Here is a 13,469-nt window from a genome sequence, read left to right on the forward strand (position 1 = left end):
CCCGGCCGATGAATTTACAAACTCTTTGCACTTCCCTGCACTTCCCGACACAGCAAACCGCCATAATTCCTGTTTACTTTTACATTATAAAAACCACGTAAAAACAATGGATTTATGGTGATGTTAAACAATAAACAACTCTCTCGCTGGCTAACGCTTCTTACGCTCGCGGCGACCGTCGCGTTAGCGCTGCCGGCTAAAGCGAATACCTGGCCGCTCCCGCCGCCAGGCAGCAAACTGGTGGGTAAAAATGCCACTCACGTTGTCGAAAACAACGGCGGATCGCTGGAAGCCATTGCGAAAAAATACAACGTCGGCTTTTTAGCGCTGCTGCAGGCTAACCCTGGCGTCGATCCATACGTACCTCGCCCGGGCAGTGTTTTAACCATCCCATTGCAAACTCTGCTGCCGGATGCCCCACGCGAAGGGATTGTCATTAACCTCGCCGAACTGCGTCTTTACTATTACCCGCCAGGGACAAAATCGGTGACCGTGTATCCTATTGGCATTGGCCAGTTAGGCGGCGACACCCTGACGCCAACAATGGTCACCACCATCTCTGATAAGCGTGCCAACCCGACCTGGACACCAACGGCGAATATCCGCGCACGATATAAAGCCAATGGTATCGACCTCCCTGCCGTAGTACCTGCCGGGCCAGATAACCCGATGGGGCATCATGCTATCCGCTTAGCGGCTTACGGCGGTGTGTATTTGCTGCATGGAACCAACGCGGATTTTGGCATCGGTATGCGTGTCAGTTCTGGATGTATTCGCCTGCGTGACGGTGATATTGAAACCTTATTCCGTCAGGTTACGCCGGGAACCAAGGTGAACATCATCAACACGCCGATTAAAGCCTCCGTTGAACCTAACGGTATGCGCCTGGTTGAAGTACACCAACCGCTGTCAGAAAAGATTAATGACGATCCGCAGTTACTGCCAATCGTGTTGAATTCATCAATGCAGAGCTTTAAAAATGCGGCACAAACAGACGCCGCTGTGATGGAGCATGCAATGGAGCTGCGTTCAGGCATGCCGGTAGACGTGACACGCCATCACGATATTCCTGCACAAACGCTGTAAGTTCAGGTCATAAAAAAACCCCCGCCGGTTTGTTCCCGCGGGGGTTTTTTATTGAATTCGCAGTGGCATTGCGAGGGTTTACAACTTATTTGTAGATAACTGCAGTCCCGTGAAGGGTGTTAGGACCGGTAACAGAAGTAATACGGAATGACTTCGCCCCCATTTCATCTGCTTTCTGTGCCAGTTGATCTTCCAGAGAACCTAAGTTAGTCCCGGCGTTGGCAGAGATAATACCGATTTTCTGTTGGCCTGCAGGTGTAGCCTGAACCTCAACAGCGGCAAAGCTTGCAAATGAGAGTGAGCTCAGGACAGCAGCGACAAAAAGAGTTTTTACGTTTTTCATGATAGTGACCTTTAGCAGATGAATGTGTGCCGTAAGTAATTAACTTAACGATCGATAGGTAAATCATAGATGTGATCCAGGTCACACGTCAACATTTTTTTATAACGATTGTTATATAAAACATAAAGGTCTTATTTTTCATATCAATAGCGTTGAATTATTTTTATCGTGAATGCACTGGAGTGTCTGCGCGATTATTTTTATAATGGTTATTCAATAAACCCAACCAGGTACAACGGCACCATGACAACTGAAACGACAAGTTGTGCAAAAAAAAGCCGTGGCCGACCAAAAGTGTTCGACAGGGAAGCCGCGCTTGATAAGGCCATGACACTCTTCTGGCAGCACGGATATGAAGCGACATCGCTCGCCGATCTCGTAGAAGCAACCGGGGCAAAAGCGCCGACGCTGTATGCAGAATTTACCAATAAGGAAGGACTGTTTCGTGCCGTGCTGGACCGCTATATCAGTCGCTTCGCGGCAAAACACGAAGCCCAACTGTTTTGTGAAGAAAAAAACCTCGAATCCGCACTCGAGGACTATTTCACCGCCATAGCGACCTGCTTCACCAGTAAAGACACGCCTGCGGGATGCTTTATGATTAACACATCAGCCACGCTGGCCGCCTCCTCCCGGGACATTGCGCACACGGTGAAATCCCGTCACGCCATGCAGGAGCAGACGCTGGCTCAGTTTCTGCATCAACGACAAGAAAAGGGCGAAATACCGGCACACTGCGATGTACAAAAGTTGGCTGAATATCTGAACTGTATTTTGCAGGGTATGTCGATCAGCGCCCGCGAAGGAGCCACATTCGAAAAACTGATGCAAATCGCGCACACCACGTTACGATTGTGGCCTGAACTGATTAAAGATTAACCCTTTCAACACGACCCACGTCTTAATGTCATCACCGGGAGCTTACGCTGCTCCCGGTAGAAACGGCACTTCTTAATCCCTACATTCTTTATTGTTTTCATTAGGTTAATGCATTTCTTTTGTAAAATACATTGATAATGTCAATCATTATCAGCAATATTCGCATTTGCTTTAATGCCTGTTTCATAATGTAACGATCGGTTTCCATGCCGTAAAAATAAAAACAGACCAAAAAATTTTATAAGGAATACAAATGAATAAGCATCTCTGGGTGCTCAATCCTCTGTTACTGTCTTTAACCCTACCGGCAATGGCGGCAGAAGAAGAAGATCTCATCGTCAGCGCCAACCGTAGCCAACGTACTGTGTCTCAAATGGCACAAACTACATGGGTTATCGAAGGCAGAGAGATTGAACAGCAGGTTCAGGGGGGGAAAGAGTTTAAGGATGTTCTTGCTCAGTTGATCCCCGGAATCGACGTCAGCAGCCAGGGACGGACCAACTACGGGATGAACATGCGTGGTCGCGCCATCGTTGTGCTTATTGACGGTGTTCGTCTCAACTCTTCCCGCACCGACAGCCGTCAGCTCGACGCCATTGATCCGTTTAATATTGCCCACATCGAAGTTATCTCCGGGGCAACATCGCTGTATGGCGGCGGAAGTACCGGTGGTTTGATCAACATCGTCACCAAAAAAGGTCAGCCTGAGCGTGAAGTTGAACTCGAGCTGGGCAGCAAAAGCGGATTCAACAACAGTAACGATCATGACGAACGGGTTGCCGCCGCAGTTAGCGGAGGAACCGACCGCGCTTCCGGACGCATGTCTGTCGCTTATCAACGGTTTGGGGGGTGGTATGATGCCAACCACGACGCCTTAATGCTCGATAATACCCAAACCGGTTTGCAGCATTCCGACCGCCTGGACCTGATGGGTACCGGGACGATTGAGCTTGATGACAACCGCCAGCTGCAGCTGGTTACGCAGTACTACAAAAGCCAGGGCGATGACGACTACGGACTGGATCTCGGCAAGAATATGTCCGCCGTAACGGGAACCGGTAACGCTAGTACCAGCAGCGGTCTCAATTCCGACCGTATCCCCGGCACGGAACGGCATCTGATCAGTCTGCAATACTCCGATGCCAATTTCTTCGGCCAGAATCTGGTCAGCCAGATCTATTACCGTGACGAATCACTTAAATTCTATCCCTTCCCTACGCTGAGCAAAGGTAAGGTCACCAGTTTCTCCGCATCACAACAGGATACTGACCAGTTTGGTGCCAAAATCACCCTCAACAGCCAGCTGATGGAAAACTGGGAACTGACATGGGGGATCGACGCCGATCACGAAACATTCGATTCCAATCAAGAATTCTTCGATCTGGCTTATTCCCTCCCCTCCGGCGGTATGGATAACCGAACGGCCTACACCACCGGGCGCTATCCCGGTTACAGCATCACCAACTTTGCGCCTTTCCTGCAAAACAGCTACGACATTAATGACATCTTTACGCTCAGCGGCGGTATCCGCTACCAGTGGACTGAAAACCGCGTTGATGATTTTGTCGGCTATCCGCAGCAACAAGGCATCGCAACGGGCCTGGCGAACTCTGCTGATAGTATCCCCGGTGGCAAAGCAGACTATGATAACTTCCTGTTTAACGCGGGCATCCTCGCACACCTGACCGATCGCCAGCAGACCTGGTTCAACTTCTCGCAAGGTGTGGAACTTCCCGACCCCGGAAAATACTACGGCAACGGTACCTACTCGCTGGTTGGCGATCATTATCAGCTCCAGCGCAGCGTTAACGTAGCGGATTCACGCCTGGAAGGCATTAAAGTTAACTCTTACGAACTGGGGTGGCGCTACACCGGCGATAATCTGCGTACACAGCTCGCCGCTTACTATTCCACGTCTGATAAATCGATCGTCGTTAACCGCGACGATATGACCATTAACGTAAAGCCCGACGATCGCCGGATTTATGGCCTTGAAGGCGCGGTGGATTATTTCATTGCTGATACGGACTGGAGTCTGGGAAGTAACTTCAACATCATTAAATCAGAAGTGAAGCAAAACGGTAAATGGCAAAAATGGGATGTCACTCTGGCTTCGCCATCTAAAGCCACCGCATGGGTTGGCTGGGCACCGGAACCGTGGTCGCTGCGAGTACAGAGTCAGCAGACATTTGACCTGAGCGACGCCAGCGGCAACAAGCTGGATGGGTACAATACGATGGACTTTATCGGCAGCTATCAGCTCCCACTGGGTAAACTGACCTTTAGCGTTGAGAACCTGCTGAATGAAGAGTACACCACTCTCTGGGGACAGCGTGCACCGTTACTCTACAGCCCGACTTATGGCAGTCCATCCTTATATGAATACAAAGGCCGGGGTCGCACCTTTGGTTTGAACTATGCCTTAACCTTCTAATAAAAAAAGCCCCCCAGCCTGAGCGATGGGGGGCTAATGTTCAGGATAACGCTATTTTACGCCTTGTTATTCAGAACCAACTGGCCGTTGTTATCCAGCGGAATTTGCGTACCGGGATCTTTATCCATACGGATTTTGCCCTGCTGATCGCCAATTTTATACGTTACGTCGTAGCCCAGCATTTTTTCTGATTTGTCATACACCGTTTTACAACGCTGTTGAGTAGTCGTGTACGTATCGTTTTCCTGCATTGAACCCTGAATCTGGTTACCTGCATAACCGCCACCTAACGCACCGGCAACAGTCGCAATGTCTTTGCCGCGTCCGCCACCAAACTGATGACCAATTACGCCCCCGGCAACCGCACCCAGCACGGAACCGGCAATACGGTTTTCATCCTGTACAGGTTTACGGTGAGTAACCGTCACGTTACGACACTCCTGGCGCGGTGTTTTTACCGTTTCTTTAATCGGTGTTGCAGAGACGACTTGTGCAAACTGTGGGCCACGCTCAAAAACATTTAGACTGGCCACCGCTGCCACACCCAGCGCAGCAGCTACGCCAATCCCTATACCCGCCAACATTGATTTATTCACGGGACTTCCTCCTTTTTTGCTATTAGCAACAACTTTGCAACAGAAGGTAAATAATGCCAATCAGATTACGGATGAAAATCGCGGAGAGAGGGGGTAAAGCAGCATGATTCAGAGAACTCTGAAAGAAAGTGCCGGATGAAGCATTCCATCCGGCATTACAAGCCAGTATTAGTGCAGTTTAAGACGCGGACGAATCACACGGTTAATGCTGCCAACCAACATCATCAGGCCGGTTTTGAAGTAACCATGCAGCGCAATCTGGTGCATACGGTACAGCGAAATGTAGACAAAGCGCGCAATACGCCCTTCCACCATCATTGAGCCACGCGTCAGGTTCCCCATCAGGCTACCCACGGTAGAGAAGTTGGAGAGAGAAACCAGAGAACCGTGATCTTTATACTGATACGCTTTCAGCGGTTTACCGTTCATCTGTGCCAGAATGTTGTTCATCGCGCAGGATGCCATCTGGTGCGCAGCCTGGGCACGCGGCGGCACAAAACCCCCTTCCGGACGCGCGCACGAAGCACAGTCACCAATCGCATAGATGTCCGGATCGCGCGACGTCTGCAGGGTTGGTTCAACCACCAGCTGGTTGATACGGTTGGTTTCCAGACCACCAATCTCTTTCATAAAGTCTGGTGCTTTGATACCTGCTGCCCACACCATCAGATCGGCTTTGATGTACTCGCCATCTTTGGTATGCAACCCACCTTCGTCAGCGCTGGTTACCATCGTCTGAGTCAGTACACGTACGCCCAGTTTGGTTAACTCGTTATGCGCAGCACTGGAGATCCGTGGCGGCAACGCTGGCAGAATACGTTCCCCGGCTTCCACCAGTGTGACGTTCAGCGCTTCGTTGGTTAGCCCTTTATAACCATAGCTATGCAACTGTTTTACCGCATTGTGCAGCTCAGCGGAGAGTTCTACCCCCGTTGCACCACCGCCGACGATAGCGATATTGACTTTGCCGTTCGCGCCCAGGTTTGCGGAATATTTCAGGAACAGATTCAGCATTTCCTGGTGGAAGCGACGCGCCTGGTGCGGGTTATCGAGGAAAATACAGTTTTCTTTGACGCCCGGCGTGTTGAAATCATTGGACGTACTGCCCAGCGCCATCACCAGCGTGTCATACGGCACTTTACGCTCGGGGACCAGCAGATCGCCCTTCTCATCTCGCAGCTCAGCAATCGTGATGGTCTTCGCTTCACGATCGATATCCATCACCGAACCCAGCTGGAACTGGAACCCGTGGTTACGGGCATGCGCCAAATAGCTCAGCGCATCAACACCTTCATCCAGCGATCCTGTTGCCACTTCGTGCAGCAACGGTTTCCACAGGTGGCTGTGGTTTCTGTCTACCAGCGTGATTTTTGCCTTTTTCTTACGACCCAGTTTTTTACCCAACTGCGTCGCCATTTCCAGTCCGCCAGCACCGCCGCCGACAATCACGATCCTTTTCAATGGTGTAGTCAACGTGACCCCCTCAAATTTATTAACCAATTGTTAATTAAAAGTTATACACATAGCCTTTAATTAACAACAAGTTACGATAATGAAAATGTTCTTCGAGACTGAGAATAACACGAACGGTGCATTGGTCATACCAAAATTGATGTGTATCAAGTTTTGATGCTGAAAAGATAGACAACCCAGACTTTTAGGATAAAAAAACCAGCCCGAAGGCTGGTTTTCTAAACGCCCGGTAAAGATTAACCTAACGTCTTGAACGCTTTTATGCGCTGCAAATGCGGGGAGATGTTTTTGAATTTATGGGTTTGTTCTTCATCCCATACAATTTCATAGTAATGATGCAGCTCCTGCGACGAACGCTGGCTGTTCAAGGCTTCATCATGGCGCGACAGAATAACCAGGCAACGATCGCGATTCTTCTCGCGGAAGTTGGTCACACATTTTGTGGCGATATCAGCATACTCTTCCGGCCTGTCGATTTTCCCTTCCATATTCTCATACGGGAACAGGTTAGGGTTAAACACCACCTGACGAATATCACACAGGAAACCAATCCGTTCAGCCCAATACCCCCCCAGCCCAACGCCGCAAATCAATGGTCGATCATCCACATTAAGCTGCAACATTTTGTCCACTTCTTTCAGCAGATGCTGCATATCATGTTTAGGATGCCGCGTACTGTAGCTAATCAGCCTGACATCCGGGTCAATAAATTGCAGTTGCAATACTTTCTCGTGGTTGCCCGGACTGTTAGAGTCAAAACCGTGTAAATAGATAATCATCGCATCCTCGCCAAACTTGCGTTAATGACCTGCTTTCTCTTCCTGCCAACGCTCATGAAGCTGGTTGAGCTGGGCGCTGACTGTCTTCCAGCGAGCCGAGTCCATCAGTTCCTGACGTGAAAATGAACCTTTATGATACAAACGTGTAACACGTTCTGCATTGATCGGCGACAGATTATCTAAAACACTGACCGCACCCTTACGATTATTGCAGACCAGGATCATATCGCAACCTGCATCCAGCGATGCCTGCCCGCGCTCTGCGTAGCTCCCCATAATTGCTGCGCCTTCCATCGACAAATCGTCAGAGAAAATCACGCCATCGAAACCGAGCTCCTGGCGCAGCACAGTTTTTAGCCAGTGAGGTGAGCCGCTCGCGGGTCGCGGGTCGACATCACTGTAAATGACGTGCGCTGGCATAATTGCATCCAGTTTGTTTTCAGTGATTAACGTCTGGAATACCGACATATCTTTCGCGCGGATCTCGGCTTCCGGACGCGGATCGGTTGGCGTTTCTTTATGCGAATCCGCCGTCACTGCACCATGTCCGGGGAAGTGTTTACCGGTCGTTTTCATGCCGGCCGCATGCATGCCATCAATAAAGCGGGTCGCCATCGCCAACGCTTTCGCGGGTTCGGCATGATAAGAGCGTTCACCAATCGCAGCACTGATATGCCCCACATCCAGAACGGGCGCGAAGCTAATATCAATATCCATCGCGATCATTTCACTGGCCATCAGCCATCCCGCTTCCTGAGCCAGTTTGCCCCCCTCTTCCAGCCCATGCAGTGCAGCAAAAGATTGCGCCGCAGGTAGACGGGTGAAACCTTCACGAAAGCGCTGGACCCGCCCCCCTTCCTGATCCACTGCCACCACCAGATGATTGCGCGACGCGGCACGAATCTGGCGAACCAACTCACGTAGCTGCTCCGGGTCATGATAATTTCGGGTAAAGAGGATTAACCCGCCTACCAGTGGATGCGCCAGAATCTCACGCTCTTCAGCGTCCAGCTCATACCCTTCGACATCCAACATTACTGGGCCCACACTGCTCTCCTTATCCTTTTATTGTTAGCTGCCGCCAGGTTTCATCGGCCAGCCTGATAAATTGTCGATCGCCGGTTTGTTGCCAGCGATACTCGAACCATCCCACCTTCAGCATCATCACCCACAGCTGCCAACGTCTGACCTGCCGCCACAGGACATCGGGTTCAATATGCGCATGTTTGGCATAGGCATCGACCAACTGTCGGCGCTGAGAGTCATCCGCGGCCCACACTGCCGCGAGTTCCAGAGCAATATCACCGTCTCCGGCGTATTCCCAGTCGATTAACCGCGGTCCCGACGCCGTGCGTACAATATTGTCGCCGTGAACATCCATATGCAATGGTCCCAAACGTAAGGGACGCGGTTCACCTTTAGTTCTTAGCCGCTTTAGCAGTTGCAACCAGCGTGGCGTTCGGCGCGCCGGATCGCTACACTGCCAGTACTGTTCGAGCAGTGGCAACAGATTGATTCGCCAGCCCAGACGGGGTTGCTGATGCAAATAATACAGTAAGCCTGCGAGTTCGTCGGCTTCCGGTAATCTGGATTCTACCTTACCGTGAAAAAAATCGACTGCCATCCACCCCCGCGTATAAAAACGGGGTCTGGGGGCAAGATTCTCAGGCAGATGCTTTAACGCGTGATACTGGCGTAGAAAATGCGATTCTGGCGCGTCAGGGTCGTGATGGCAGCGCAGCACTAAACGGTGGGCTTGATGTTCGATGATGCAGCTCCCGCCGCTCAAACCGCTTTGGCTGGTTGCGACGAGATGATACTGCGGGAAATAGCGCGACAGAACTTCATCGCGCGTCAGTCTGTTATTGTTGCTGAACGGCACCTTTACCTGACCAGATTATCTCGCCAGTTTGTACCAGCATTAATTGCATTTGCAGCGCAGGTGAATTGACGTTACCGGAAGCGCTGGAATAGAGCACATACTGAGCGCCAACGTTACGGGCAATACCAATCGCTTTGCTGCGTGTTCCCAGGCTGTCGTTCGGCGACAGACCTAACTGCTGCTTGGCTACTGCCAGCTGCTGCGCAGAAACCAGGGTAAATTTACCATTATTCGCCAGCGCATTTCGCAAAGTCTCGGTGGCTTCACCCGCGTTTAACGAGCCGTTGGTACGGTTATTTACGCTATCAACCAGCAGTACGCCCCCAGCTTTCACACCCTCAGCCTGCAGCATTTTGCCGACCATCGGCTGCATTGCCCCGTTCCAGTCATAATGACGCTGACGTGGAGTTGGCTGCGCCGTTTGGTCCTCGTGTTCAATCGGCCCCGGCTGCTGCGGTATGGTTGGCACCGTTGGTACAACCGGAACTGGCTGTTGCGGTTGTACGGGTTGTTCCGGCACCGGCTTCACTTCCTCTACCGGCGCGGGCTCACGTTGAGCCACACAACCAGAGAGAAACATCGCCAGCGCGGCAATCAATGCGTAGCGATTCATTTTAATCTTCAAGATTCACCCCTTACAAATAAAGATAAAGCCTAACCTTGTGCGCCCCCAGATAATTGGCGCTGCCGTACAGCGTTACCGACGAACGAGCCGGAATAGTGATGCTGCGTGGCGCTTCCAGAGGGTGCATCTCCAGCCCTCTGGCGTCATACCAGTAAAACCGATAATGAACGGTGACAGGTTCTTGTCTTTCGTTATAGAGTCGTGAGGATGCAGAGGCCTGAATATCAGACGTTGTTAACTCAGGCGGCTCTGCGGTGATACCCGCCGCCAGTATTGTGGATTCCATCACCAGAGACTGTTCATCACTGACCGGAATTTCCGGGTGTGAACGGCAGCCAGCCAGCAACAGCAGACCCAACGTAAGCGCAATGCATCCTCTGGTCATTATTAAAGACCTTTATGCGCGAGCATTGGACCAAGCGCACGTCCACCCAGCAGATGCATATGAATGTGATACACCTCCTGACCGCCGTGACGGTTGGTGTTCATAATCAAACGGTATCCATCTTCGGCAATGCCTTCCTGCTCAGCGATTTTCGCCGCCACGGTGATCATTCGTCCCAGCGCCTGCTCATGCTCTGCCGTCACATCGTTGACGGTTGGGATTAAAACGTTCGGGATGATCAGAATATGCGTTGGTGCCTGAGGTGAAATATCACGAAACGCAGTGACCAGCTCATCCTGGTATACGATGTCCGAGGGTATTTCACGACGAATAATTTTGCTGAATATAGTTTCTTCTGCCACGACGTTTTCCTTTTTCATTTAGAGCCCATGCGTTGTGCCATGCTACGCCGGGTGACTCTGCGAGTATAGAGTATGAGCGAGTTACTCACGCTCTTTCAACTTTAACCCTCGATTTTTTAAGCAAAAAGCCCTGCCAGTGCTGTTCTTATAACCATTTCCCGGCGCTATCGCTCAGACATAGTACTGAAACAATATTTCATTTATGCGTAGCATTTGTTTACACATTGAATATGAATGCGTATATTTCGCATTTGCATTCTCATGCAAGGCAAATAATTAACAGCCAAAGGGTTCATTACGCACTCACGTGATTCGAACTTAATATTAAAAATTATCAAGGACTTTCCGATGTCTTTCACAACACACTATCGGGACGAACAGCATCGTTCTGCCATTGTCCCATCCCTCCTGGCTGCCTGCATCGCGGCTGCGTTATTGCCTTGTACCAGCCTCGCCGCCTCCGCAGAAGAGACGGTGATCGTTGATGGTTCAGCCTCCGCGGCATCCAGTGATGAGCAAGATTACAGCGTTAAATCGACATCCGCAGGCACAAAAATGCAGATGACACAGCGAGATATCCCGCAATCTGTCAGCATCGTCAGCCAACAGCGTATGGAAGATCAGCAGCTCCAGACACTGGGCGATGTGATGGACAACACACTGGGGATCAGCAAAAGCCAGGCGGACTCTGACCGCAGCAGCTATTTCTCTCGCGGATTCCAGATTGATAACTACATGGTCGATGGGATCCCGACCTATTTTGAATCCCGCTGGAACCTCGGCGATGCCCTTTCTGACACGGCCTTATTTGAACGTGTAGAAGTGGTTCGTGGTGCAAACGGGTTAATGACCGGCACGGGGAATCCTTCGGCATCGATTAACATGATCCGTAAACATGCGACCAGCCGCGAGTTCACGGGGAATGTCTCCGCGGAATACGGCAGTTGGAATAAACAACGCTATGTGACTGATTTACAAAGCCCATTGACGGCAGACGGCAACGTGCGCGCCCGCATCGTGGCGGGTTATCAAAATAACGATTCCTGGCTTGACCGCTACAACAATGAAAAAATGTTTTTCTCGGGGATTGTCGATGCCGATCTGGGCGACACCACCAGCCTGTCGGCAGGTTACGAATACCAGCGTATTGATATCAACAGTCCAACCTGGGGCGGCTTGCCGCGCTGGAATACCGATGGTAGCAAAAACAGCTACGACCGCTCGCGCAGTACCTCGCCGGACTGGACCTACAATGACAAAGACATCAACAAAGTCTTCGTGACACTCAAACAGCGTTTCGCGGATACCTGGCAAACAACCCTGAATGCCACACACTCCGAGGTCAAGTTCGACAGCAAGATGATGTACGTCGATGCTTACGTTAATAAAGCTGACGGCACCCTGATTGGTCCCTATGGCAACTATGGACCGGGCTATGATTACGTTGGTGGAACAGGCTGGAACAGTGGCAAGCGTAAAGTCGACGCCGTCGATCTCTTTGCCGATGGTGGCTACGACCTGTTTGGTCGTCAGCATAACCTGATGCTGGGCGGCAGTTACAGCAAGCAAAATAACCGTTATGAGAGCTCGTGGGCGAACGTATTCCCCAACGAAATAGGCAGCTTTTATACCTACGACGGTAACTTCCCGGAAACCAACTGGAATCCGCAATCGCTGGCCCAGGACGATACCACGCACATGAAATCACTGTACGCCGCGACACGCATTTCGCTGGCAGACCCATTGCATTTGATCGTCGGCGCGCGTTATACCAACTGGCGTATCGATACCCTGACCTACAGCATGGAACAAAACCACACTACGCCGTATGCGGGTCTGGTATATGACATCGATGATAACTGGTCCACTTACGCCAGCTATACCTCTATCTTCCAGCCGCAGAACAAACGCGACAGCTCCGGTAAATATCTCGCCCCGATTACAGGCAACAACTACGAGGTTGGTCTGAAATCAGACTGGATGAACAGCCGTTTAACCACCACCCTCGCCGTATTCCGCATCGAGCAGGATAACGTGGCGCAATCAACTGGCGTACCAATCGCCGGAAGCAATGGCGACACCGCCTATAAAGCGATGGATGGAACGGTCAGCAAAGGCGTTGAATTCGAAGTGAACGGTGCGATCACGGATAACTGGCAGATGACTTTCGGCGCAACGCGGTACGTTGCGGATGACAACCAAGGCAATGCCGTCAATCCGAACCTGCCGCGTACGACGGTAAAATTGTTCACCCGTTATAACCTGCCAGCCCTGCCGGCACTGACCGTGGGGGGCGGAGTTAACTGGCAGAATCGCGTGTATAGCGATACCGTGACGCCATACGGCACGTTCCGTGCAGAACAGGGAAGCTACGCGCTGGTGGATTTATTCACTCGCTACCAGGTAACGAAAAACTTCGCCATCCAGGGCAATATCAACAACCTGTTCGATAAAACCTACGATACCAATGTCGAAGGCTCTATCGTCTATGGTGAGCCGCGTAACGTCAGCCTCACCGCCAGCTACCAGTTCTGATAATACCCAGTCTGTAAAGTATCCACCTGCATGTCAGGTGGATTTCTCGAAAAGCTAAAATGCAAAAAGCCCGCTCAAGTTTCCTTAAGC

At 51.1% G+C, this 13,469-nt stretch carries 13 protein-coding genes; 4 read left to right on the forward strand and 9 right to left on the reverse strand.

The window, feature by feature from the left end; translation table 11 throughout:
* Positions 1-120 precede the first annotated feature (120 nt).
* Positions 121-1,086, forward strand: a complete 966-nt coding sequence (locus FDX19_RS12470; protein ID WP_137382952.1) for a L,D-transpeptidase family protein — start codon at positions 121-123, stop codon at positions 1,084-1,086.
* An 85-nt stretch (positions 1,087-1,171) separates the two neighbouring features.
* Here the strand turns inward: FDX19_RS12470 and bhsA are convergent, their stop codons facing one another.
* The gene (gene bhsA, locus FDX19_RS12475) at positions 1,172-1,429 is read right to left on the reverse strand and encodes a multiple stress resistance protein BhsA (RefSeq protein ID WP_137382953.1); all 258 of its coding nucleotides are present in this window, start codon (positions 1,427-1,429) and stop codon (positions 1,172-1,174) included.
* Positions 1,430-1,672: 243 nt separating this feature from the next.
* Between bhsA and comR the strand changes: the two genes are divergently transcribed.
* Positions 1,673-2,308 carry a TetR family copper-responsive transcriptional repressor ComR gene (gene comR, locus FDX19_RS12480; RefSeq protein ID WP_137382954.1) on the forward strand — a complete coding sequence of 212 codons (636 nt, stop codon included), beginning with the start codon at positions 1,673-1,675 and terminating at the stop codon, positions 2,306-2,308.
* A 253-nt stretch (positions 2,309-2,561) separates the two neighbouring features.
* A complete protein-coding gene (locus FDX19_RS12485; RefSeq protein ID WP_137382955.1) occupies positions 2,562-4,742 on the forward strand; it encodes a TonB-dependent siderophore receptor in 2,181 nt (726 codons plus the stop codon).
* 56 nt (positions 4,743-4,798) lie between these two features.
* Here FDX19_RS12485 and FDX19_RS12490 read toward each other — a convergent pair whose 3' ends face one another.
* The 8 genes from FDX19_RS12490 to hinT form a co-directional block, all read right to left on the reverse strand.
* On the reverse strand, positions 4,799-5,338 hold the full coding sequence (locus tag FDX19_RS12490) for a glycine zipper 2TM domain-containing protein (protein WP_048211960.1): 540 nt from the start codon (positions 5,336-5,338) through the stop codon (positions 4,799-4,801).
* 168 nt (positions 5,339-5,506) lie between these two features.
* Positions 5,507-6,811 (reverse strand): NADH-quinone dehydrogenase, encoded by a 1,305-nt coding sequence (gene ndh / locus FDX19_RS12495; protein ID WP_048211961.1) that lies wholly within the window; start codon positions 6,809-6,811, stop codon positions 5,507-5,509.
* A 236-nt stretch (positions 6,812-7,047) separates the two neighbouring features.
* Positions 7,048-7,590: an alpha/beta hydrolase YcfP gene (ycfP, locus tag FDX19_RS12500; RefSeq protein ID WP_137382956.1), complete on the reverse strand. Its 543-nt coding sequence runs from the start codon at positions 7,588-7,590 to the stop codon at positions 7,048-7,050.
* A 21-nt stretch (positions 7,591-7,611) separates the two neighbouring features.
* Complete coding sequence (nagZ, locus tag FDX19_RS12505) at positions 7,612-8,637, reverse strand: beta-N-acetylhexosaminidase (RefSeq protein ID WP_137382957.1); 1,026 nt, start codon at positions 8,635-8,637, stop codon at positions 7,612-7,614.
* Positions 8,638-8,647: 10 nt separating this feature from the next.
* A complete protein-coding gene (gene thiK, locus FDX19_RS12510; protein WP_137382958.1) occupies positions 8,648-9,472 on the reverse strand; it encodes a thiamine kinase in 825 nt (274 codons plus the stop codon).
* Complete coding sequence (gene lpoB, locus FDX19_RS12515) at positions 9,453-10,085, reverse strand: penicillin-binding protein activator LpoB (RefSeq protein WP_048212601.1); 633 nt, start codon at positions 10,083-10,085, stop codon at positions 9,453-9,455. The genes thiK and lpoB overlap by 20 nt, the downstream gene beginning before the upstream one ends.
* A gap of 22 nt (positions 10,086-10,107) precedes the next feature.
* Positions 10,108-10,482 carry a YcfL family protein gene (locus FDX19_RS12520; protein WP_137382959.1) on the reverse strand — a complete coding sequence of 125 codons (375 nt, stop codon included), beginning with the start codon at positions 10,480-10,482 and terminating at the stop codon, positions 10,108-10,110.
* Positions 10,483-10,484: 2 nt separating this feature from the next.
* A complete protein-coding gene (gene hinT, locus FDX19_RS12525; protein WP_005121105.1) occupies positions 10,485-10,844 on the reverse strand; it encodes a purine nucleoside phosphoramidase in 360 nt (119 codons plus the stop codon).
* 348 nt (positions 10,845-11,192) lie between these two features.
* Here hinT and fhuE point away from each other — a divergent pair, with 348 nt between their 5' ends.
* Entirely contained in the window at positions 11,193-13,379 is a 2,187-nt protein-coding gene (fhuE, locus tag FDX19_RS12530) for a ferric-rhodotorulic acid/ferric-coprogen receptor FhuE (protein WP_137382960.1), read from the forward strand.
* The last annotated feature ends 90 nt before the right edge of the window (positions 13,380-13,469 follow it).

This window comes from Citrobacter sp. wls619 (assembly GCF_005281345.1).
Lineage (GTDB): Bacteria > Pseudomonadota > Gammaproteobacteria > Enterobacterales > Enterobacteriaceae > Citrobacter.

Coding starts and splice junctions, on each gene's coding strand:
- FDX19_RS12520 (WP_137382959.1), bottom strand. CDS start 10,482: ATGACCAGAGGATGCATTGCGCTTACGTTGGGTCTGCTGTTGCTGGCT.
- ycfP (WP_137382956.1), bottom strand. CDS start 7,590: ATGATTATCTATTTACACGGTTTTGACTCTAACAGTCCGGGCAACCAC.
- FDX19_RS12470 (WP_137382952.1), top strand. CDS start 121: ATGTTAAACAATAAACAACTCTCTCGCTGGCTAACGCTTCTTACGCTC.
- lpoB (WP_048212601.1), bottom strand. CDS start 10,085: ATGAATCGCTACGCATTGATTGCCGCGCTGGCGATGTTTCTCTCTGGT.
- bhsA (WP_137382953.1), bottom strand. CDS start 1,429: ATGAAAAACGTAAAAACTCTTTTTGTCGCTGCTGTCCTGAGCTCACTC.
- fhuE (WP_137382960.1), top strand. CDS start 11,193: ATGTCTTTCACAACACACTATCGGGACGAACAGCATCGTTCTGCCATT.
- FDX19_RS12485 (WP_137382955.1), top strand. CDS start 2,562: ATGAATAAGCATCTCTGGGTGCTCAATCCTCTGTTACTGTCTTTAACC.
- comR (WP_137382954.1), top strand. CDS start 1,673: ATGACAACTGAAACGACAAGTTGTGCAAAAAAAAGCCGTGGCCGACCA.